This is a genomic window from Paenibacillus puerhi, assembly GCF_009846885.1.
GTDB lineage: Bacteria > Bacillota > Bacilli > Paenibacillales > NBRC-103111 > Paenibacillus_G > Paenibacillus_G puerhi.
Window position 1 is genome coordinate 74262 of sequence record NZ_WUWM01000016.1, and the last position, 22267, is coordinate 96528.

Sequence of the window (22267 nt, forward strand, 5' to 3'; positions counted from 1 at the left end):
CAGATGCCATCAACGGAGCAAACGAAGAAGGAAGACGGCTTAACCCTTTGGTATAGGCAGCCGGCCGCGGAGTGGAACGAAGCGCTGCCCATAGGGAACGGGCGGCTCGGCGCCATGGTGTTCGGGCAAGTAGAGAAGGAGCGTATCCAGCTTAATGAAGACTCGGTCTGGTATGGCGGGCCGCGAGATCGCAACAATCCGGATGCGCTGCCGAATCTACCCAGGATTCGGGAATTGATCTTGGCCGGCAGGCTGAGAGAGGCTCAGGAGCTGGCTTCGCTGGCCTTGCCCGGCTTGCCTGAGTGTCAGCGGCATTATTTGCCTCTGGGGGACTTGCAGTTGTTCTTCCCGGGGACGGGACAGGAGGCTGCCGGTTACCGAAGAGTGCTGGATCTGAATCGAGGAACGGCAACGGTTTGTTATGAGCTTGATGGAGTCCGGTACTTTCGGGAAATGTTCGCAAGCTATCCTGATCAAGTCATGGTTATCAGGATCCGTGCGGATAAGCCGGGAAGCATTTCCTTGCAAGCGCGTTTTAACCGGAATCGGTGGAAGTACCTGGAGCGGACCGACAAGTGGGGTCAAGATGGACTGGTTATGAGAGGAAACTGCGGGGGCGCAGGCGGGGGCGAGTTCGTTGCCGTCATGAAATCCGTCCAGGAAGGGGGCAGCGTACGTACGATCGGTGAGCACTTGGTAATCGAGCAGGCGGATCAAGTGACTTTGGTAATTGCAGGCGCAACCACCTTACGCTTTGATGATCCTGAGAAGGCAGGGAAGGAGATTGCTCTAGCGGCATCCGGCAGGGCCTATCCAGAACTGCTGGAGCGTCATCTCGTGGATTATAGTTCCTTATTCAGCAGGGTGGAGCTTAGCCTTGGCGGGGCTGATTCGTCAACTAGCTCATTACCAACGGACGAACGACTGGAGCTTGTGAAGCAAGGAAAGGACGATCCTGGACTTGTGGCCCTTTACTTCCAATTCGGAAGGTATCTTCTAATGTCCTCGAGTCGTCCCGGGTCTCTTCCTGCCAATCTTCAGGGGATTTGGAATGAAAGCTTTCTTCCTCCATGGGACAGCAAATTCACGATCAACATTAACACCCAGATGAACTATTGGCTGGCGGAGAACTGTAACTTGGCAGAGTGTCATCTTCCCTTGTTCGATATGATTGAAAAGATGCGTGAGCCGGGGCGAGTGTCGGCGCAGGTCATGTACGGCTGCCGCGGCTTCACGGCTCATCATAACACCGATGTGTGGGCGGATACAGCCCCTCAAGACACCTACTTGCCTGCTTCCTTCTGGCCAATGGGTGCGGCATGGTTATGCCTTCACCTTTGGGAGCATTACCGGTTTGGGCAAGATGAAGTGTTTCTTCGGGACGCTTACCCAACGATGAAAGAAGCTGCTCTTTTTCTGATGGATTATTTGATAGAAGGTTCGAATGGCCATTTGATTACCTGTCCGTCCGTATCTCCGGAGAATACCTATCTTCTCCCGAATGGAGAATCAGGAGTCATGTGTGCCGGGGCTTCCATGGACTTTCAGATTATCCATGCCTTAATCAGTGCGTGTATCGAAAGTGCGGAGATTCTTGACAGTGATGAGTTGTTACGTAAGGAATGGCAGGAAATATTGACGCGGTTGCCGGCTCCGGCCATCGGCAAGCACGGACAAATTCAGGAGTGGATGGAGGATTACGAGGAGCTGGAGCCCGGTCATCGTCATATTTCCCACTTGTTCGGCTTGTATCCCGGAGAGCAGTTTACGGTGGAGGAGACGCCCGAATTTGCGGCTGCTGCCCGCGTAACGCTGGAACGCAGGCTGGCCAACGGCGGTGGACACACGGGGTGGAGTCGGGCTTGGATCATCAACTTCTGGGCCAGATTGCAGGATGCCAAGAAATCACGTGAGAATGTGATGGCTTTGCTTAGTCATTCCACCTTGCCGAATTTGTTCGACAACCATCCACCTTTCCAAATTGACGGTAACTTTGGGGGAACTGCAGGTATCGCGGAGATGCTCCTTCAAAGTCACTCGGGTGTCCTTCATCTGCTCCCGGCTTTGCCGGAGGAGTGGGCGAACGGTCATATACGCGGCTTAAGGGCTCGCGGCGGATATACAGTTCATATGGTCTGGAAGGATGGGAAGCTGCTTGAGGCCAGCATCACGGCATCGAAGAGCGGGATTTGTCGTATTCGAGTGGGGGAAACAGTAATAGAGCTTCAAGTGGAAGCAGGGAAGCGTTATACTTTATAGACAACTGTCGGAGCTATTTTATGGCTCCGATTTTTTATTTGCAACGTTTTTAATATGGATTGATTTCGATAAGTTTCCGACTGAAGTCGTGTTTTAGGCCGAGAGCTTTATATGACGCAAAATGTCGAGGAGAGGCTTCTTATCCAAGGCTTGTTGGTAAACATAAACGATGAATTGCCCGAAGCTTTTGGCTTAGATGAGGTCCTGTCCCTTCTCCAAATTCAGTACATCCTGTGGGGGCACAGTGCTTGCCGGAAACGTTCAAGAAAGAAGCCGGTTCCAACTTTACGGATGATGTCGTATCCCTTAGAATGAAGAAACCCAGCTCGAAGTTGGATGCTCTAATCCGAAAGCGCTTTCCATCTGCAAGACGACGAACCGCTCGGGGTTCTTGTCACGGGACTTGAGCAATGCGACATGTGCCACTTATATTTCCGGCAATCCCATAATAAACAATAGGAGACAACTTGCGATGATGCATTGGGCCAACTGGCGATTAAAAAATAAAATTGCCGCCGCCATATCCATTATGTTCTGCTTCAGCCTTATCGTGATCGGCACCTTGGTATATTACAAAATGGCAAAGGACTACGAACAACGGACGCTTAATTTAATGGATACCACGATCCGTCAGATGAATATAACGATGGATGTCCACATGCAGAATATCGAAAGATTATCCGTGTCCATTCTAAGCGATCCCATCATACAAAGAGTTCTCAGAAAACCGTCGGAGCTCGGGGTGCAGGAAGATAACAACGAAATGAACTATCGAATGCTGCTGCTGTCTTCGCCGTGGCCTTATATCCAAGGGGTAAATATCTTCTCGGAAGACGGCCGGGTTTTCAATTTTTCTCGCGGTGATGATCTCGGGTCGAAGTTTTATGTCCGAGATGAGCCGTGGTACGATTTGATGTCAAGCACCAGCGCTCCCGTTCTGCTTTATATGCCGACGGGATCGGCATCCGCTTCGATTGCGAATCCGGAGACGGTTTTTTCGTTAATTCGCCCGATCAACGATTTGGATACCGGGAAGCGTCTGGCATTCATGAAAATCGACTTGAAAACCGAGCTTTTTGGGTCCATTACCGTAAACAATTCGCAGTTGGATCAGCAATTAAAGATAAGGTACATCGTGCTGCAGGACCGGAACGTAATGTTTGACAGCCACCACCGACTGACTGGACAGAAGCTGGATGATGCGGCGGTTCAGAGCTCTAACGGAAAGTCGGGTCTTATGGTGTGGGACGGGGAGCGATACATATACTCCGCCTTCGAATCGTCAGGCACGCATTGGAAAACGGTATCCATCCTGCCGTATTCAGACTCGGTCAAGGAATCGGTAAAAATAAGAAACCTTCTGATAGGGCTCGGGATTTCCTTTCTCATCATCATCGCGGTAGTCTCCTATTATCTTGCCTCAAGAATGGTCCGGCCGTTATCCAAAGTTATGGTGACAATGAAACGGGTTGAGATGGGAGATTTTAAAGTGCGCTTATATGAGAGAGGCAACCGGGATGAGATCGGACAGCTTTCCCGCATTTTTAACATGATGCTGGAAAGTGTGGATCATCTGATTCATCGGGTGTACCAGGCGGAGCTTCGGGAAAAAGATGCGCAGCTTCAGGCGCTCCAGGCGCAGATAAATCCACATATGCTGTTTAACACCTTGAATCTTATGAAGGCGCTCTGCCGTAAGCGGGAAGTTCCGGATGTGGCGCTCATGGCCGAATCTTTAGCCGATTTGTTTCGTTATTGCCTGCAGGATTGGAAAAGAACGGTAACCTTGAGCGAAGAGATCGGGCATATCCGAAATTATATGCGCATTCAGGAACTGCGTTTTCCTAACAAATTGGAATTCCGCTGCCATGTGCCCGAGACGTTGATGCGGTCCCAGGTTGTCCGGCTTTCCATCCAACCGTTAGTGGAAAATGCGGTGATTTACGGTGTCGAACAATCGTTGGACAGATGTAAGGTTGAAGTTACGGCACGGCACGGAAAGATCTGGAGCGAAGACGGGCAGCAAAGCATAGAAACGGTTGTCATCTCTGTTATGGACACGGGGCCGGGTATTCCGAAGGCGCGGCTGAAGAGGATCCGGCGCCACCTTGCGGGCAGCGGTGACGATCTTTCGGATGCGCCGGAAAAACTCGGCATCGGCCTTATGAATGTACAAAAGAGGCTGCAGCTGCTGTTTGGCACTACGTTTGGACTTCGCATTCAAAGCGCCTCGGGCATCGGGACAAGAGTTGTTTTAACGGTACCATATTCAGATTATATCGTGGACATGGAGGGAAGGCAGAATAATGAATATTTTGGTAGCGGAAGATGAACTGATAGCCTTGGAGGAAATCGAATACATGCTTCAGGCGTATAAGGACCGCCATTCCGTTTATACTGCTCAAAACGCCTTTAAGATTTTGGAACGATGCCGGGAAGTTCGGCCCGACGTTCTCATTACCGATATTCGGATGCCCCAAATGGACGGGCTGGAGCTGATCGGAGCCTTAAAGCGGCAATTTCCCGACATGGCGGCGATCATCATAAGCGGCTATGACGATTTCACCTATGCCCGCAAAGGAATGCAGCTCGGCGTAAAAGAGTATTTGCTTAAACCGCTTAAAGATAGCGCTCTTCATCAGGCAGTGGATAAAGCGATTTGCGAGCTTCAGGAGGAAATGGCGAAGAAACAGAAGCTAAGCGATTGGACATTGATCAGAGAGCTGCTTGGACAAGCAAGCGATGCGTCGGAAAATTTGGCAGGCGAGCCATGCGGCATGGTGATGTCCTTTTTGGGGAATGAAGGTAGCTCCGAGGTATGGGATCCTGATCTGCAAATTCAAGCCGGCGACATGGAGGGGCTTCCTTCCAAAACCCGCATCGTATACCCCGATTCCAAAAGACAATGCGTGATTGTACCGTGTCGGTCTAACGATGCCATCGTCCATCAGCTTGGCGGCTGGGCGAGAAAAATCCATGAGGCGGCCTTGCGCCGAGCCAGCACTTCCGTTCATACAACTTCGTTCATCAAGGAAAGCGACGAGACTTTTCATTCTGCCTATGCGTCGGGAGTTCAGAGAATCGAACAGCAACTGAGGCTCGATTCCAGTACGATCACGGACGTTTATTCCCGGCACACTCATCCTGATCTCACGCGAACGTGGGAGAAGGTAAGAATGCTCGAAATTTACTTAACCAAAAGAGAACTGCAAAAAGTCAGGCCCGAAATCGACAATATGATAAATGAGCTGAGGATCCGCCAGCTGACCGTAAAAGAGCTAGTGATCTTCATAACGGATATGCTCACTGCCTTGCAGTACAATTTGACTCAGTCTCTTAGCAAAAAAATTGCAGAGGTTGACGACATTACAGCGTCTATCAAAAAAATGACATCCTACACCGAGCTGGGAGATTGGCTTCATCAGCAATTGTTTGAGTACTTGAATAAACTCGGAACGAACAATCTGGATGCGAGGGAGCTCGTGCAAATGCTGATGCATCAAGTCAAACATAGCTTTGAAGCGCCTGATTCCCTACAGCAATTCGCCAAGGAGCATCATGTGAGCTCCGGCTATTTGTCCAGAATGTTCAAAACGGTACTTGGCATCAATTTCTCCGACTATTTGCTTGAGATCCGTATGGAACGGGCCAGGTCTCTGCTCGATATCGGAACGCTGAGCCTTGCGGAAGTGAGTCATCGCGTCGGTTATGACGATCCCAAGTATTTCAGCCAATTGTTTAAGAAAAACTTCGGGATAACTCCCAGCGAGTACGGCAAACAGAAAAAAAATCCCCCCGTATCGGAAAAAAATTATAACGTCAACCTATGAAGATATCTTTAAAATAAGAGATGTGTTAAAGACAAAAGGGGAGGTTAACTTGAAAATGAGACCGTTTCCATGCTTCAAAAAAATGTCCATGCTCTCGGCCATGGCGGCGTTGGCTTTAACGACAACGGCGTGCGGCGGAGCGGGAGAGACCGGCGGCACAGCCGGAACGCCTGCCGACAAGCAGAAAGAGCCGGTTACCTTGAAATTGTATATGGCCAATACTTCGGATATGGCGGTAATGCCGGAAGTGAACCGCATCTTCGAAGAACAAAATCCCGGCATCAAAATCGATTTGCAAACCGCGCCGGTCGACCAGTTCGAAACCGTCATCAAAACAAAACTCGCTTCGGGAGATGCACCGGATATTTTCACCATTTATTCCGGAACGAAAAAAGACTCCTTTGTGAAAGCCGGCTATCTCATGGATTTAAGCGACCAGCCATGGGTCAGCCGATTAACGGACGGGGCGAAAGAAGTTTCCAGCAAGGATGGCAAAGTGTATGGTCTGCCTAACAGACAAAACGTAATTGGCGTCATCTACAACAAAAAAATATTCAACAATCTGGGAATTGCCATACCGACCAATTGGGACGAGTTTCTGGCGGCGTGTCAAAAAATCAAGGATGCCGGGATCACTCCGCTCGGGCTTGGAATGAAGGATCAATTCGTAACCCAGCTTATTCCGTACGCGATGGCGCCTTCGGCTATTTACCGGAATCAACCGGATTTCGACAACAACATGTACGCAGGGAAGGTAACGTTTACAGGCTCCCCCTGGGAACAAATGATGAAAGATTACTTGGAGCTTAATGAAAAAGGATATTTCAACAAAGATCCGCTCGGGACTTCCAATGACCTGGTGATGCAAACGATGGCTTCGGAAAAAATCGCAATGACGGTTACGCTGCATGGCCGTATTGCTGCGCTGCGAACGGCAAATTCCAATCTTGAACTGGGAATGTTCTCGCTCCCTTATGTCAAGGCTGGGGAGAAAATATGGGTATCGTCGATGCCGGCAATCTATGGCGGGATTTATGCAAAGACGAAACATCCCGCGGAAGCGAAAAAATATTTCGAGTTTCTGGCCAGTCAGGAGATCGCACAAACGATCCTGAAGGCGACGAATTCCTTTTCGGTTTATAAAGATGTAACTGCCGAACTTGATCCGGCGCTTAAAGATATTACGGAGGAGTTGAAGGTAGGAAGTTATGCCTTCCTAGATTCCGTATGGCCGAACACGGTTCAGCCGATTATGTTCCAACAAATCCAAAACGTATTTGCGGGCAAGAAAATTGCAGAAATGTTAACTGCCATGGATAAAGCGTTCAAGGATGGGGCAGCTCTGCAGTAATGCGGGCGAGAAAGCGGGGCCGGGCGCAGATTTGCGTCCGGTATTTTTGTAGGAGGGAATACGTTGAGAAGATACTGGGTAGACGGAACGTTTATTCTTCCGGCATTCATTGTTTTTACTGTGTTTCTGGTCATCCCGGTCCTTAGCAGCTTTTATTACAGCTTGACGGATTGGAACGGGCTGAATCCGGAAACTAAATTTGTCGGATTAAGCAATTATGTCAAGCTGCTGACCGATCAGGATGTGTGGAACGCGCTTAAAAACACGTTCCTAATTGCCATTTGCCTTACGGTTGGGAAAAATGTATTGGGACTGACTCTGGCCCTCGGACTTCAGGGGACGGGTAGAATCCATCGAATATTGCGGGTCTGGTATTTGATTCCGGTTATGCTGAGCGCTCTGGCCATCGGGTACATCTGGGCTTACATGTATAGCCCGTCCGACGGCGTAATCAATACGCTGTTGAGCATGCTCCATCTGGACGATCTCGCCCGGGACTGGCTTGGCGATAACAGTATTGCCATCTACAGCATCATCTTTGTAAGTATCTGGCATTTTGTCGGCTTCACCATGATTATTTATGTTGCCGGGCTCCAATCAGTCCCTTCCGAAGTTTACGAAGCGGCGTATATCGATGGTGCAGGAAGATGGAGCATGTTCAAAAATATCACGTTTCCGCTTATTGCGCCGTCTTTTACGGTGAATATGATTGTCAACATGATTGTAGGCATCAAAATATTCGATACGATCTTTGTCATGACAAACGGAGGGCCGGGCACTTCGACCGAGAATCTCTCCATCCTGCTTTACCGGCAGGCGTTCAGCTTTGACCGGATGGGGTATGCGAGCGCGATTGCCGTCGTGATGTTCACGACCATCCTGATCTTATCGATTGTGCAAATTTCTTTGCTTAGAAAAAGGGAGGTCGAGTACTGATATGGGTCTCTACAATCGAAATAGCCTTTTGACCCGGTTCATTTTGACCTTTTGGGCGATCGTTGTGCTGATTCCGATCCTGATCGTCGTATTCGTCGCAATAAAGGCGCCTTCCGAACTGGCCCAAGGTCCTTTGAGTATGCCAGCCTCCTTGGAATGGTCGAATTTTGCCGCCGCATGGAATAAAGGCGCAATGAGCACCTCGCTGATGAATAGCATCGCGATAGCCGGTACTTCCGTAATTACGATCATTCTGCTCAGCTCGGCGGCGGCCTACCCGCTGTCCCGCCGAAAAAAGAAATGGGCAACGGTCACGTATCTGTACTTTCTTGCCGGCATGATGATTCCGTTTCAAATGACCATGATTCCGTTATACAAGCTGCTGGGCCAATTGAACCTGATAGGCAAATACGCGGGGCCCATTTTTATCTACATCGCCCTCGGCCTGCCATTCTCCATTTTTTTGTATACGGCATTTTTCAAGTCTATCCCGCAAGAGATTGAGGAATCCGCTTTGATCGATGGCTGCGGCCCTTATCGAACGTTTTGGTCGATCTTGTTTCCTTTGCTGAAGCCGGTCACTTCGACATTATTAATCATGAACACGCTGACCATATGGAACGATTTCTTCGTTCCGCTGCTTTTCCTGCAAAGCAAACAAGCCAGGACGATTCCGCTTTCGATCTATTCCTTCACGGGAGAATTCGTCAATCAATGGAACCTGATTTTTGCGGCGGTCATCATAGGCTCTCTGCCTCTCATCTTGCTGTTCCTTGTTCTGCAAAAACAATTTATACAAGGCATGGCTAGCGGAGCTGTTAAAGGATGAGCGGATGAGCTTTGATAAAGCTTTGTCCCAAAGGTCACATTCGATTCGGATAATCATGGGGTTAGAACGTACGGAAACCAAGTTTACTTAGGAGGGTGAACATATGGCAACTGGGGATTTGGAGACGCGACAGCTATTATGCGAATCGATGGTAAACCCGGTAGGCATCGACATATTGGCCCCGCGTTTTAGCTGGCAGCTGAAGTCGGAGCGGCGCGGAGTGCTTCAAGCGGCTTATCGTATTATGGTGGCGAACAGCGAAGAAAACCTGTTGCGAGGCTCCGATCTTTGCTGGGATTCGGGCAAGGTGCATTCCGATGAGTCGGTATTTTGCACGTATGAGGGCGAACCTCTAACTTCCCGAGGGAGGTATTACTGGCGCGTGAAAGTATGGGACCAGTCAGGAGCCGAATCGGATTGGAGTACGGTCGCTTATTGGGAGATGGGACTGCTGCGACGGGAGGATTGGAAGGCACTGTGGATCGAGCCGAAGCAAGAGCCTGTGGCGGAGGATCCTATCCTAAGCTTACGCGAAGCGCTGCAGTGCGATAAGCCGACAGATACGTCCATCTTGCACCCATGCCCTTATCTGCGCAAAACATTTACCGCTTCATCCGCTGTACGCAAGGCACGGCTGTATGCAACCGCGCACGGCGTCTATGTATTTGAGATCAATGGCCAAAAAGCGGGCAACCAGGAACTTGCGCCCGAGTTTACATCGTACGACCGCTACCTTCAATATCAAACTTACGAAGTGACGGATTTGGTGAAGAACGGAGAGAATGCCATCGGCGCTATTTTGGCGGACGGCTGGTATGCGGGGCGAATCGGTCTTGCCGGAAACAGCTGCCAATATGGTGACAAGTTAGGGCTGTTGTTCCAGCTGGAGCTCGAATACGAAGACGGAACGCAGGAGATCATTGTCTCTGATCAGCAAGTCAAATGTTCGACCGGTCATCTTGTTTACTCGGATATATTCATTGGCGAAAAAGTGGATGCCAGACGGGTCAAGGACGGGTGGACACTTCCGGATTACGATGACTCCGCATGGGATCCCGTTAATGTCGCTCATTGCGAAATGTCGGGCCTGGTTGCGCATTATGGCGAGCCTGTGCGGGTTGTGGAAACATTGCCTGCCGTTCGGGTGATAATGACTCCTAAAGGCGAAACGGTCATCGATTTCGGTCAGGTGATAGCGGGGCGAGTTTCCATGAGAGTGGAAGGGCCGGCGGGCACCGAAATCGTCCTGGAACATTCGGAAGTGCTCGATGAACACGGGAATTTTCTGAACAATATTAAGGGAAGACATAAAGATCAAAAGGATATCTATATTCTCCGCGGAGGGGAACCGGAAACGTTCGAGCCTTTGTTCACGTTTCACGGGTTCCGTTATGTGAAGGTATCAGGTTATCCCGGCGTCGTTTTGCCCGAACGCTTTACGGCAGCTGTGCTATCTTCGGACATGAGATACACCGGCTCGTTCGAATGCTCCGATACACGAATTAACCGGTTGCAGATGAACATTATGTGGAGTCAAAAAACGAATATGCTGTCGATCCCGATGGATTGTCCGCAAAGGGAGCGCGCCGGTTGGACCGGGGATATCCAAGTATTTGCTCCCACCTCGGCATTCAATATGGACGTGCTCGCCTTTTTAACGCGCTGGCTCCGCAACCTTGCACTCGAGCAGATGCCGAACGGAGAGGTGCCGAATGGCGTCCCTTATCATAAAAGCTTTATACATATCGGCCACACCTTGATGGGAAAAGATTCTTCGGCAGGCTGGGGCGATGCCGTGATCATCGTTCCTTGGGCATTGTACGAGGCGTATGGCGATATCAAGATGCTTGAGGAATTTTATGAGCCGATGGTTAAATGGATCGATTACATCCGCCGGACCGCGGAAAACGAGATGCCGGACAACTATGAGCAGATGGACGATGTCCAAAAGGAACGGCAGAAATATTTGTGGAACACCGGATATCATTTCGGCGATTGGCTGATGCCAAGCGCATCTAGCCCCCAGGATAGCGCTCAGAAGACCAAAGAGCCGGTAGCGACATGCTTCTACGCTTATTCTACGGCGCTGCTTTCCCAAATTGCGGCTATACTCGGCAAGCACTCGGATGCAAACTACTATTCCGACTTGAACCGGCATATTCGGAAAGCATTCTCGGAACAATATTTGCATCATGACGGGACATTGTCGGCTCATTTCCAAGGCGCTTATGTGCTCGCCCTGCAGTTCGATCTTATTCCGGAAGAGGCTCGTGGCAAAGTGGCGGAGCAATTGGCCCGTCTCATCGAAGAAAATGGCTGCAGGCTCGATACGGGGTTCGTCTCCGTACCGTTCCTGCTGGATGTACTCTGCAAATACGGCAAACGGGAGCTGGCATACAAGCTTTTATTCCAAACGGAATGCCCTTCATGGCTGTATGCAGTGGAGCGGGGCGCAACGACCATGTGGGAAGCTTGGGATGCCATTAAACCGGACGGCACCGTTTCTACGGCGTCCTTTAACCATTATGCGTTCGGCTGCGTCGGCGATTGGCTGTACCGGGAAGTTGCGGGTCTTCAGAAGGGGCAAGCGGGATATAAGAAAATCAACATCCAGCCGGATATGGATTGCGGGCTGTCCCATGCGTCGGCGAATTATGAATCGCGTTATGGGACCATCGTGTCGGGTTGGAGCAAAAACGGGCGGCAGTTAGTCATTAACGCCAGCATACCGCCCAATACAACAGGGACCGTAGTGCTTCAAGGCGCAAACCATCAAAGTGTAAAGGAATCCGGCGTATCTTTAAATGAAGCATCGGGGATTGTTTCGTATCGGCAAACCGATGTGGGGGTAACGGTGCATCTCGGAAGCGGGAGTTACCAGTTTACTTATGTGCTTTGAATAATGGGTGGCAGGGATTAATCAAAGAACAACGCATCGGAAATACGGATCGTACCCCTGCGGCAGACGCGGAAGGTTACCACATGCGGCTGGTCGGCGAGACCGTTAAAGTCCTAATAGTTCAGTTATTTGCAACGCAAAGGCTCTCTCAAATAGACATAAGAATAGCCCATACCAAGTAGGTAGGGCGCTTATGTCTTTTTTGTATTGCTTATCTTCCTGTTTTTTATAGAGGAATATATTGACAAACAACTATTACGGATGTAATATTAACTTCGCGGGGGTTATATTACAGTTGTAATAGTTTATTTGGAAAGGAGGGAGAGAAGCATGAGCAACGTTCCCAAAATATCGGAAGCCGAATGGGAAATTATGAAGGTTATATGGAAGCAAAATCCGTTGACCGCGGAGCAAATCGTACTCCAACTGCCAGGCGGAATCGAATGGAGCGATCAGACGGTACGGACGTTCATTAACAGGCTAATGAAAAAAAAGGCGATCGATTTTGAGAAATCGGGAAGGAGCTACTTGTATTTTCCGTTAGTGTCTGAGAAAGAATGCGTTCGGGCTGAAAGTCAATCGTTTCTCAAAAGGGTGTTTAACGGAGCGGCCGACATCATGGTTACGAATTTTTTAGCGGAAACCGATTTGTCGCAGCAGGAGCTTGACAATCTTCAAAGGCTTTTGACGGAGAAAAAGGAGCGAAAGACCAAGGAACGAGGATCTGATGAAGAACATCAGATAGAGAGGTAATCGCGCATGCATATGGTGAGCGGCATTTTTTTATGGTTTTGTTACGCGACATTGGCGGCAAGCGCCGTCGGGCTGCTGGTTATGGCGATTCAAGCGTTATTCCATCGGCATATGAGCCCGCGAATGCGGCATGCGCTGTGGCTGATTGTGCTGATCCGGCTGCTTCTGCCCGATTTCCCGAGCAGTCCTGTAAGTTTGTTTAACGCTTTGCCATTGGCGTCAGGCACAGAAAAGGCGGCTGCGGAAACTCAACATTTGGAAGTAAGTGAACCGCCCGCAAGGATATCTCAACAACACCCGGAGAAACAGCTTCCTGTTCAGAAGGAGAACAACTTGCCGCTGCAGAACCATGCTCCGTTTCCGATAGCCCTACCGCTTCAAGAAACGGAAACCGCGGCACCGTCTTCCGCAAATAAATACCCGCTGGCTTTACAAATCATTTCGGCCATATGGCTTGCAGGAGCGGTTGCCATCCTTCTTTACTTGTTATTTTATATGTGGAAGCTAAGAAGCAACCGCAAGGCGTTCCAGATGGTAACAGATCCTCGTATCCTATCCGTTATGAACGATTGCAGGAAAAAATTCGGCATTAAGCAGCCCATTCCGCTGTATTCGGGGCACGAAATGAAAAGCCCCTATATATCTGGAATCGTTGCTCCGTGGATTTACATTCCAGAGGCGCTGAGGAACCAACTGAATGATGCCCAGCTTTACCATCTTTTCTCTCATGAATTGGCTCATTACAAAAGAAAAGATATCGCCTGGAATACGATCGGCAGCTTCGTTCTGGCGATTCACTGGATGAATCCTTTCATCTGGATATGCATCGCGAAAATGAAAGCAGACAGAGAGCTGGCCTGCGATGCCTATGCCTTGGAAGTTCTTGGAGAAGCGGAAGCCATACCGTATGGAATGACGATTGTTGAGTTTTTGAAGCTCTATTCCGCCAAGCGCCATCAGCCGGACCTGCTATATTTCAATGGATCGAACAATCGGAATCTGGCGATAAGGAGAATTACGATGATCAAATCGTTCAAGAAAGGAACGTATAAGTTTTCAACCATTGCCGTATTATGCGTCGCCGTCATGAGTGTCATGTCGCTAACGAATGCGGCAGAGCCGGCTACTCCGAAGAAATATGTCGAAGGCGCTCCATCGCCGAATTTGACCGATAACCGGGATAATGCGGTGCGGGCTGCAGGCGCTATGGGATGGAAGATTCCTGAAACTATGTCTACGGAACCCCGTCGTGAAGAGGTTAAGGCTCATGAGGAAAGGAACCTGACCGAAGCCAGACCGTATGCCGAAGGCGCGGCAGAAGCCGCTAAGGAAGGAAATGCCGTTCCTTCGCCAAACTTGGCCGACAATTCGGAGCAACGGATGCGTGCAGTCGAACTGCATGCCGAAAGTGCAGCGGAAGCCGCCAAAGAAGAGCAAGCCGCTCCTCCTCCCGCCCCGGCAGCAAACCGTTTGGAGAAAGCAGTTCAAGACGCCGGCTTTACATTTAAAGTTCCGGATGCCACGCCTGCAGGGTACCGCATGGAACAGGTCAATGTTAATACGAAAGAAGTTCATGGAAGCAATCGTACCGAAGCGGCAATACGCTTCGTTCAGCGCAAAGGAGAGTCGGTTGCCGGAAATTTGGAGTTTTTCGCCATTGTTGGCGGCGACGACTTGAAAACGGTATACAAACATATTGAACAATCAGCGGATAAAAGCGGCGAATGGTCGGTAAACGCAACGCTACTGCAGATGAAGGATCAGTATGCGATGAAGGTGACTGAGGCTGTCTCGGGTCAAAGTGAAAAGCGGTACTATATTTGGGAAGATCAAGGCGTACAGTATCAAATTCAAGTAACGGGCAGCGTAACGGATCAAGAAATCATAACGATCGTATCCTCTATGAAACAGCCGAATGCAGATATGTATAAACGATATGCAGACGATCAACATTCCGCTTAAGGCGAAGAGAATGAAAGAATGGCCAGCAAACAAACCCGTCAGGAAAGGATTGTTGTAAATGATACCTGTCTTCCATGCAACGAAAATTAAAGTAGGCCGTTTGGTCACAATTTCTGCGGCTGCCCTGATCGCTTTTACCTCATTTGGGGTCTTTTCCGTTACGCCTACAGCGGTAGCAGCAGAAGCTTCCGCCTCGGTGTCTCCGTTTCAGTGTTTATTCGAACGCGAGCAGGATCTTCTTGGAGAGAATGGGAAGATGTCTCCCTTTCATCATTCCATGGACTGCGAGCTGAAACAAGCCGTCAAAAACGAGACGGTGTCCCAGATCAATCAAAGCGTTACTAAAAACGGCGTTAAGATTACCGTGAAGGAAATATTGTTCGATGATGCGCGATTGTCTGTTGGTTATGTGGAGCATCATGGTCAAGAGCCTGCTTCGACAAATCCGTTGATTATGCTTGACGGCAAAGAGATCGGAAGCACTATTCGCCACTCGTCCGAGCCGATTGACAAACAAACCACGATGCATAGCGTAACCTGGGCCAATGCCGGCCGGTTTCCCGATGAATTCGAGATGAGATTCCAGGATTACCGTTCTCTGCACCAAACTTCGCCGAACCGTACGCCGGAGCCGTGGGAACTAAGGATTCCTGTCAAGAAATCCGTTTACAAAGAAACCAAGGTACTTAAGCCGATGATCATAAAGAAGTCGGGCGAATTCACATACACGCTCAAGGAGATAGCGATGACCCCGAACATGACCGCGGTCAGGTATGAGGTTAGCTTTCCGAAGCATTTGAATAGCGGTTTTTATCAGAATCATATGAGAATAGAAGATGGGAAAGGAACGGAGTACCTGCCGGTAGGAGGCATAGTCAAGTTCACACCTACAGGAACCGGATATTCCGTAGAATCTATTGATTCATTTAGCCCATTCCAGACGTTACCCGAATCGATCAAGATTGGATTTACCCGAGAAGAGTCGGAGTTTAAATTACCAGTGTTTCATAAGGCGGCAGTCGAGTATAAACCGACAGCGGAGAAGCCCATTGTACTGAAAAGAAGTACGTCGGGATTGGTGAAAGTTACGGATATCCGCTATGGTAGCGATAAAACTGAGGTTCGTTTGCAAACGGAAGGTCCTCACCCCTATAATTTGGATTTATATATGGAAGACGGGTCTGGACAGAAATTGTATGGGCAAAGAAGACTGATTGATAGGAAAACCAACACGTACGTTGCGGACTATCCTGCCATCGATCCTAAATCGAATCTAACGTTCGTAACAGCCGTCTACGAAAACAATGATCCGAAGTATGATCCGAAGCTGGAAATCACGCTTCCTGTCAAACCTTAATCTGTTGGCTGTCCCGATTGCGGGGCAGCTTTTTTGTATTGTACGCCCAGCATGGGGCGTCATCTTTCGGGTGAAATACGTTTGGTCGAGTGTGAGCAAAATGGGAGAAACAATGTATCGTAAAAAATTTTTATTGTTAAGAGTAGCCGGCTCCCTTACAACTACACATGTTGCCTTGCATAAGCTAGATGTGACATACAAAATAAAAAAAGGACAACCAATGTATATTTAGGGTGTCAACAGCTTTGGCATGTTTCCGGCCCAGAAGGGGGACTGAGAGTGACTGCCTGCTACCATGAATACGATTCTTTAGTTCAACTCTGCCCCGGTTACCGAGAATTACACCACAAAATTAAAAGTGGTCAACCAGTAAAACTGGCTGAGCTCCTAATACGAAGTGTGACACCATAGCACACTATCACAAGGACGGGAGAGCCGCCTCAGATCGAGGTGGCTCTCTTCGTTGCCGCGGCGAACCGGACAGGGATACCTCTAAATGAATCTACTCAGAACCAACCTCACTCCGGTGAATTCACCGCTTCGGCATTTGTCCTCCTTCGGGTCTTGCACCACCGCCGCCAAAGCCCGCGCCGCCGCCGCCGGGTCTCATCCCGCCGCCCATACCGCCGAAGCCGGCAGGGGCATCGGTTACGCCTGATTCGTTAACCCAGGTGACGGAGCCGGTCGTTTCGAATTGGACAAGCTGGGAGTTGCCGGAAGTAAGGCTGTACGAGCTGCCGGCTTTCACTTCAGACGAGCTGAAGAGCACCATTTGATAGTCCTTTACCGATGTGATCGTCATGATCGCTTTGCCGTCAGAGGATATCAGCGAAACAGGTGTTCCGGCGGATTGCGTCTGGCTGAAGCTCATGGCAACGGTAGCTTGAGCGGATTCCTTGGATGGCGCCATGGCCATTCCAGAGCTGCCGGCCACAGCCAATGTGCCACCGCTTAGCAGGAAGGTGTTGTCGTAGTCCAGCGCGCCGTTGCCGTTGCCGGTCGGCCCATACACGAGGACGGTGCCGCCGCTCATTTCGATGGATCCGTTCGCGTCCAAGCCGTCTCCATCGGCATTTACCGTAAGGGCGCCGCCGCTGATGATCAGCTTGTTGTCGCCGGCAGCTGCGAACTGATCTGGTTTGAGACCGGGGGCGTTGGTGTTTCCATCGTTGCCTCCGGCGACATTAACGCCGTCGTCCGTTGAGACAATGTTGATTTCTCCGCCTGCGATCGAGATGAGCGAGCTTTCAATGCCTTCATAGCTTTTGGCAATGTCAAGCGTACCACCGTTAATCGTTAACGAAGCGTCGGCGTGAATACCGTCATCTCCCGTTTCGATATTCATTTTCCCGCCGCTGATGACAATAGAGCCATTGCTATGCACTGCGTCATCGGCCGAGTTGATGCGGAAGTCGCCGCCGTTGACTGCGATGACAGCTGCAGCTTTCAGCCCCTTCGTACTTGGGGTATCGGTGCTAGCGGTCGAAGCCGCGGCCGCTTCAGTCGCAGGGGTCCGTTGTTGCGCAGCTCCCCTCGGTCCGCGTCCCCATGGTTCATTATCGGTCTTTGCTGCTGCGTTAACGCTGCCTCCGCCTGCAACGATATCGAAGGTTCCGCCGTCCACCCGGATCGATACGGCCGATTGCAGTCCATCGCTTCCCGCATGAATTGTAAACGCTCCGCCTTCGATCGCGATGTTTCCTTTACCTTCCGCCGAGGCATTCGTCGATTTCAAGCCGTCTCCGCCTGCTTCAAGAGAGATTGCTCCGTCCTTCACAGCGAGTAAATCCCGTCCAACCAGAGCATCGTCGACCGCATGAATGTCAAGGGTCCCGCTAACGATTTTCAAGTCGTCTTTGCTCGCAATGCCATCCTTATATTGCCCTTCTACCGTGAGAGCGCCTGTGCCGTTAATAATGAGATCCGCTTTGCTGTATACGGCCGCGGTCGGCGCTTCGTCTGTTGTATCCGCATAAGCCGTGCCATCGGAGACGACATTATGTGTGCCCTCCGCAAGCGTAATAATTACTTTGTCACCTTCTTTAATGTCAATCGCCGGCCCGGTCGAATTATGAATGTCCGCACCGTTTAATACGAGACGGACTTTATCCTTCTTCGTCACCTCGACGATTACGCCTCCGTCGCGCAGGCTGCCGCTTAGCACATACGTTCCAGCCGCTGTTAGAGTCAAAGGCCCGTTATGACTGTCCAGATCCATAGGCGTAAGATTCTCTCCTCTCCAGTCAGCGGACGTATCCTCCTCCTTATATTCTGCTTTAGCGGGGAGCTCGGAGGTGGTCGCAGCCGAACTGGTCGAAGCCTTTACAATTTCGTTGACCGAGGGGCTGCTCGCAGCGTTTTCCACATCGCTCGTGCTGCAGGCTGATAGAAGAGCCATACTCATCATGACGATCCAAATAGTTTTCAGTCCGTTTTGTGTTTTCATATTGATTTATCCTCTCGTTAGTAGTTTCAATTAATAATCTGACGCTGTCGGGGCCATCGTTAACGTAATGTCCAAGTTCCCGTTCCGGCATCGGACCGCGTCGAGAAACGACTTCTGATCGATCTGATTGTCCATCGTGACGGCGTACACCAACTCATACAAACTGCCTAGCTCGGTCGTACGAACCTTCCTCAGCTCATAAGTGACATCGAAAGTCTTAAACACTTCGGCGAAAGCTTCTTCATAGCTCAAGTCTTCCGGAATCGTTACTTTAAGCAAACGTTCCGTCGATTTTTTTTGGCCGAATTTGAAATGGTTCAGGACAAACATGAGCACGCATAGCAAGATGGTGAACAGCATGGCGTAGCCGAAGCTGCCGACGCCGACCGCTAAGCCCGCAGCCATCGTGAACAGGACGTAGGCGATATCCTTCGGGTCCCCGGGCGCGCTGCGGAAGCGGATGATCGAGAAGGCCCCCGCAAGGCTGAAGGCTCTTGCGATATTGCTGCCGATGAGCAGAATAATTATGGCGACGATGGCAGGCAAGAGCATCATCGTTAAGGCGAAATTTTGCGAGTAGGCATGGCGGCTGCTCGTTTTCATATAGGTAAAGCTGATCAATGCGCCAAGCAAAATGGAGGTTGCAATCGTTAGCAAAGAATGAGACAGGGTTAACTGGGCCGTCCCCGTGTCAGCGGTTGAAGTAAATAGTAAGTCGATAAAGTCAGGCATAAATGAAGTCCTCCTTGAGCATCTTTGAATTAGCTATATATTTCTTATATTCATTGCCGTATTTGGAGAAGCTGGTACGAAACATTTGATGCTCCGAAAGCATCCGGGACAGCCAGATCGGAATCGTTTTTTCCGCCTTCACTTCCATTAGCCATCGCCCGGACTCCAGTAAAGGCTCGCCATAATCTCCGCTTTCCAGCCTCAGATCGAAGCGCCGCGAGCGAATATTCGTATCGAACGTGATGCGGAGGTCGCGTCCGTTCTTATCGAACAGCGCTCTCCGGTCGTAAGCGAGATAAACTTTGGGCTCCAGCTCGTAGCGGGTCAGAAAATATTGAATTTCATTCAGCACCTGTTTGTTCATATAGTCCTGTTCGTCCGGCTTGACGCCGGTTCGCACGAACTCGTACGCTTCATCGAGCTGCAGCGCGGTTCTCCGTTTGTTCACCAAGCCGAACACTTTTTTCTTAAGCTCCAAGTATCCCTTCGCACCCGGCTGCGGCACGCCGTAGGCCCGCAGACGCAGCTTTTCCTTGTACTTCGGCTTGGCGATGCTTTTACGAATCAGCGCATGATTCGCCGTATCGAAATAAATATTGCTTATGGAATAGAACGGATGCTGCTTGTTGTAGTCGTCCAGCTCCATATAGTCAAGCAGCCGTTCATAAAATCGGTGATAGGCTTCATCGTCAAGCAAGTATTTGTTCTCGTATCGATTAAACACCTCAATCGCCATCTCTGCTTCCCCCCTCGTCGTGTTTCGTATGCGCTTCGTTCACTGTGGCTATCTTACCGAGTGAACCTTTAACGAAGCTTAAATGTTTACGAAAGCTTTACATGTTTGTAGAGCGAAGGATTCTTAAGCTTGGCTAAAGGTTGGCTTGCTATGATTAACGCATTCCGTATAACCTAATGAAAGAATAGGAAAGAGGGCTACCTTAAACCATGAGAATATTAATCGTAGAAGATGAAACGCATTTGGCGGAAGCCTTGGTCCAAATATTAAAAAAGCATCACTATTCCGTGGATGCGGTTCATGATGGAACGCCCGGCTTGGATAACGCGCTCAGCGGTATATACGACCTGATTTTGCTTGATGTCATGTTGCCGGGAATGGACGGCATGTCGGTATTGAGATCGCTTCGGACGGAAGGCGTGATGACTCCGGTCATCATGCTGACGGCCAAAGGCGAAATAACCGACAAGGTAGCCGGCCTCGACTATGGAGCGGATGACTACATCCCTAAGCCCTTCTCAACGGAAGAGCTGCTAGCGCGGATTCGGGCTGCTTTAAGACGAAGAAATGAGGTTTTGCAGGAGGATGCGTTAAAGTACGGAGATATTGAATTGAATATGGCTAATCTGAAGCTGTCAGGGAACGGCAAGGAAATTAAGCTGATCTTGAAGGAAAGCGAGCTTATGGAACTGCTGATGACTCGCAAAAGCGCGGTAACCTCCAAGGACCAAATGATTGAGAAGCTTTGGGGCTTTGATTCCGAGGCCGAAAGCAATAATGTGGAGGTCTATATATCCTTCCTTCGAAAGAAGCTCGCATTCCTGCAATCCTCCGTTAAGATTAATACGATCAGAGGCGTAGGATACGTGCTGGAGGTGACGTCCTGATGTTCAGGAAGCTTCGCAACCGGTTCTTGCTTCTGAACCTGATCATTATATCGGTGATGATGCTACTTGCTTTTACGGCGATCTTTACGATTATGCATCGGAATGTACAAGCCGATATCGAGATGGAATTGCACCGAATCGACGAATTTTACGGTAAACCGAATGGACCGCGCAATCAGCCCAAGCCGTTTCCGGACGGAGAGTTTGGAGAGGTCAAGAAAAATCCGCGAGCGGACGAGGAGTTTGAGCCGCGGTTTGATCGGTCCGTATCATTAGCGGTCGTCGTCGATGAGGCTTGGAACGTAGTAAGCATCGACTCCCGATTCGACATGGACGATGCCTTCTATGAGCAAGCGGTTCGTTCCGCCGCTCTCGAGAAGAATAATATCGGAGAGACGCGTATCGATGGAGCGGATTGGGCTTTTACCGTGCGGAAGACGGGTAACGGAAACCGCATTGTGTTCCTGGATGTGACGGAGCGCCAAAACATTTTGACGACACTGATCTATACGTTCTTGATCGTAGGCGCGATGATGCTGGTCGTCATCTTCTTCATCAGCCGATTTTTTGCGAATCGGTCGATTGCGCCGGTACAGGACGCTTTTGATAAACAGAAGCAATTTATCGCGGACGCGTCCCATGAATTAAAAACGCCGCTCGCGATTATACAGACGAATGCCGACGTTCTGCTGGCGAATAAGGAGGAGACGATCGCAAGCCAGATCAAATGGCTGCATTATATGAAGTCGGAGACGGAGCGAATGTCGAAGCTTACCGGAGACCTGCTGTATTTGACCCGTATGGAGGATGCGGCGGAAGCGGCCGCCATTACGGCATTATTCTCGGCAAGCGAAGCCGCAGAGAACGTCATTCTTACCATGGAAGCCGTTATATTCGAGAAGCGGATTTCGCTGGAGTATGACATTGAACCGAATGTGTTCGTCAGGGGCAATGCCGAGCAGTTCAAGCAAGTCGTTATGATTCTTTTGGACAATGCGATCAAATATACGAATCCGGAAGGGGCGATTCGCGTCATCCTGAAAAAGCAGCATCACGATGTGATGCTCTCCGTAGGGAATACGGGGGAAGGCATTGCGCCCGAGCATCTGGACAGAATCTTTGATCGATTTTACCGGACGGATCCGTCCAGAACGCGTGCCCTTGGCGGTTACGGTCTAGGCCTGTCGATCGCCAAGGCCATCGTCGAGCAGCACAAGGGGAAGCTGTTCGCCAAGAGTGTCCGAAATGAATGGACGACTTTCCATGCGCATTTCCCCGCAGCCTCATAAA

At 50.0% G+C, this 22267-nt stretch carries 15 protein-coding genes; 12 read left to right on the forward strand and 3 right to left on the reverse strand.

Features of this window, described 5'->3' with window-relative positions; all coding sequences use genetic code 11:
- Positions 1-3 precede the first annotated feature (3 nt).
- From GSF01_RS15815 to GSF01_RS15860, 10 genes are all read left to right on the forward strand, one after another.
- The gene (locus tag GSF01_RS15815; RefSeq protein WP_159885669.1) at positions 4-2259 is read left to right on the forward strand and encodes a glycoside hydrolase family 95 protein; all 2256 of its coding nucleotides are present in this window, start codon (positions 4-6) and stop codon (positions 2257-2259) included.
- A 472-nt stretch (positions 2260-2731) separates the two neighbouring features.
- On the forward strand, positions 2732-4591 hold the full coding sequence (locus GSF01_RS15820; protein WP_159885671.1) for a sensor histidine kinase: 1860 nt from the start codon (positions 2732-2734) through the stop codon (positions 4589-4591).
- Positions 4566-6089, forward strand: coding sequence for a response regulator transcription factor (locus tag GSF01_RS15825; RefSeq protein WP_159885673.1), 1524 nt, complete (start codon positions 4566-4568; stop codon positions 6087-6089). Before GSF01_RS15820 ends, GSF01_RS15825 begins: the two co-directional genes overlap by 26 nt.
- A 55-nt stretch (positions 6090-6144) precedes the next feature.
- Positions 6145-7440, forward strand: coding sequence for an ABC transporter substrate-binding protein (locus tag GSF01_RS15830; RefSeq protein WP_159885675.1), 1296 nt, complete (start codon positions 6145-6147; stop codon positions 7438-7440).
- Positions 7441-7503: 63 nt separating this feature from the next.
- Complete coding sequence (locus GSF01_RS15835; protein WP_159885677.1) at positions 7504-8376, forward strand: carbohydrate ABC transporter permease; 873 nt, start codon at positions 7504-7506, stop codon at positions 8374-8376.
- 1 nt (position 8377) lies between these two features.
- The gene (locus GSF01_RS15840; protein ID WP_159885679.1) at positions 8378-9205 is read left to right on the forward strand and encodes a carbohydrate ABC transporter permease; all 828 of its coding nucleotides are present in this window, start codon (positions 8378-8380) and stop codon (positions 9203-9205) included.
- Between the two features lie 103 nt (positions 9206-9308).
- Positions 9309-12104 (forward strand): alpha-L-rhamnosidase, encoded by a 2796-nt coding sequence (locus GSF01_RS15845; protein WP_159885681.1) that lies wholly within the window; start codon positions 9309-9311, stop codon positions 12102-12104.
- A 330-nt stretch (positions 12105-12434) separates the two neighbouring features.
- The gene (locus GSF01_RS15850) at positions 12435-12857 is read left to right on the forward strand and encodes a BlaI/MecI/CopY family transcriptional regulator (RefSeq protein ID WP_159885683.1); all 423 of its coding nucleotides are present in this window, start codon (positions 12435-12437) and stop codon (positions 12855-12857) included.
- Positions 12858-12863: 6 nt separating this feature from the next.
- Entirely contained in the window at positions 12864-14819 is a 1956-nt protein-coding gene (locus GSF01_RS15855) for a M56 family metallopeptidase (protein ID WP_159885685.1), read from the forward strand.
- 58 nt (positions 14820-14877) lie between these two features.
- Entirely contained in the window at positions 14878-16176 is a 1299-nt protein-coding gene (locus tag GSF01_RS15860) for a DUF4179 domain-containing protein (RefSeq protein ID WP_159885687.1), read from the forward strand.
- Between the two features lie 532 nt (positions 16177-16708).
- Here GSF01_RS15860 and GSF01_RS15865 read toward each other — a convergent pair.
- From GSF01_RS15865 to GSF01_RS15875, 3 genes are read right to left on the reverse strand one after another with little or no spacing between them, the layout of a single operon-like run.
- Entirely contained in the window at positions 16709-18622 is a 1914-nt protein-coding gene (locus GSF01_RS15865) for a carbohydrate-binding domain-containing protein (protein WP_159885689.1), read from the reverse strand.
- A gap of 30 nt (positions 18623-18652) precedes the next feature.
- The gene (locus GSF01_RS15870; protein ID WP_159885691.1) at positions 18653-19354 is read right to left on the reverse strand and encodes a DUF4956 domain-containing protein; all 702 of its coding nucleotides are present in this window, start codon (positions 19352-19354) and stop codon (positions 18653-18655) included.
- Entirely contained in the window at positions 19347-20090 is a 744-nt protein-coding gene (locus GSF01_RS15875) for a polyphosphate polymerase domain-containing protein (RefSeq protein WP_159885693.1), read from the reverse strand. Before GSF01_RS15875 ends, GSF01_RS15870 begins: the two co-directional genes overlap by 8 nt.
- 209 nt (positions 20091-20299) lie before the next feature.
- Between GSF01_RS15875 and GSF01_RS15880 the strand changes: the two genes are divergently transcribed.
- Both GSF01_RS15880 and GSF01_RS15885 read left to right on the forward strand, forming a co-directional pair.
- Positions 20300-20977: a response regulator transcription factor gene (locus GSF01_RS15880; protein ID WP_159885695.1), complete on the forward strand. Its 678-nt coding sequence runs from the start codon at positions 20300-20302 to the stop codon at positions 20975-20977.
- Positions 20977-22266 carry a sensor histidine kinase gene (locus tag GSF01_RS15885; protein WP_159885697.1) on the forward strand — a complete coding sequence of 430 codons (1290 nt, stop codon included), beginning with the start codon at positions 20977-20979 and terminating at the stop codon, positions 22264-22266. Before GSF01_RS15880 ends, GSF01_RS15885 begins: the two co-directional genes overlap by 1 nt.
- The last annotated feature ends 1 nt before the right edge of the window (position 22267 follow it).

Excerpts from the sequence above, each read along its gene's own strand:
- GSF01_RS15815 (WP_159885669.1), top strand. The coding sequence starts at position 4 with ATGCCATCAACGGAGCAAACGAAGAAGGAAGACGGCTTAACCCTTTGG.
- GSF01_RS15820 (WP_159885671.1), top strand. The coding sequence starts at position 2,732 with ATGATGCATTGGGCCAACTGGCGATTAAAAAATAAAATTGCCGCCGCC.
- GSF01_RS15825 (WP_159885673.1), top strand. The coding sequence starts at position 4,566 with ATGAATATTTTGGTAGCGGAAGATGAACTGATAGCCTTGGAGGAAATC.
- GSF01_RS15830 (WP_159885675.1), top strand. The coding sequence starts at position 6,145 with ATGAGACCGTTTCCATGCTTCAAAAAAATGTCCATGCTCTCGGCCATG.
- GSF01_RS15840 (WP_159885679.1), top strand. The coding sequence starts at position 8,378 with ATGGGTCTCTACAATCGAAATAGCCTTTTGACCCGGTTCATTTTGACC.
- GSF01_RS15845 (WP_159885681.1), top strand. The coding sequence starts at position 9,309 with ATGGCAACTGGGGATTTGGAGACGCGACAGCTATTATGCGAATCGATG.
- GSF01_RS15850 (WP_159885683.1), top strand. The coding sequence starts at position 12,435 with ATGAGCAACGTTCCCAAAATATCGGAAGCCGAATGGGAAATTATGAAG.
- GSF01_RS15855 (WP_159885685.1), top strand. The coding sequence starts at position 12,864 with ATGCATATGGTGAGCGGCATTTTTTTATGGTTTTGTTACGCGACATTG.
- GSF01_RS15860 (WP_159885687.1), top strand. The coding sequence starts at position 14,878 with ATGATACCTGTCTTCCATGCAACGAAAATTAAAGTAGGCCGTTTGGTC.
- GSF01_RS15865 (WP_159885689.1), bottom strand. The coding sequence starts at position 18,622 with ATGAAAACACAAAACGGACTGAAAACTATTTGGATCGTCATGATGAGT.
- GSF01_RS15870 (WP_159885691.1), bottom strand. The coding sequence starts at position 19,354 with ATGCCTGACTTTATCGACTTACTATTTACTTCAACCGCTGACACGGGG.
- GSF01_RS15875 (WP_159885693.1), bottom strand. The coding sequence starts at position 20,090 with ATGGCGATTGAGGTGTTTAATCGATACGAGAACAAATACTTGCTTGAC.
- GSF01_RS15880 (WP_159885695.1), top strand. The coding sequence starts at position 20,300 with ATGAGAATATTAATCGTAGAAGATGAAACGCATTTGGCGGAAGCCTTG.
- GSF01_RS15885 (WP_159885697.1), top strand. The coding sequence starts at position 20,977 with ATGTTCAGGAAGCTTCGCAACCGGTTCTTGCTTCTGAACCTGATCATT.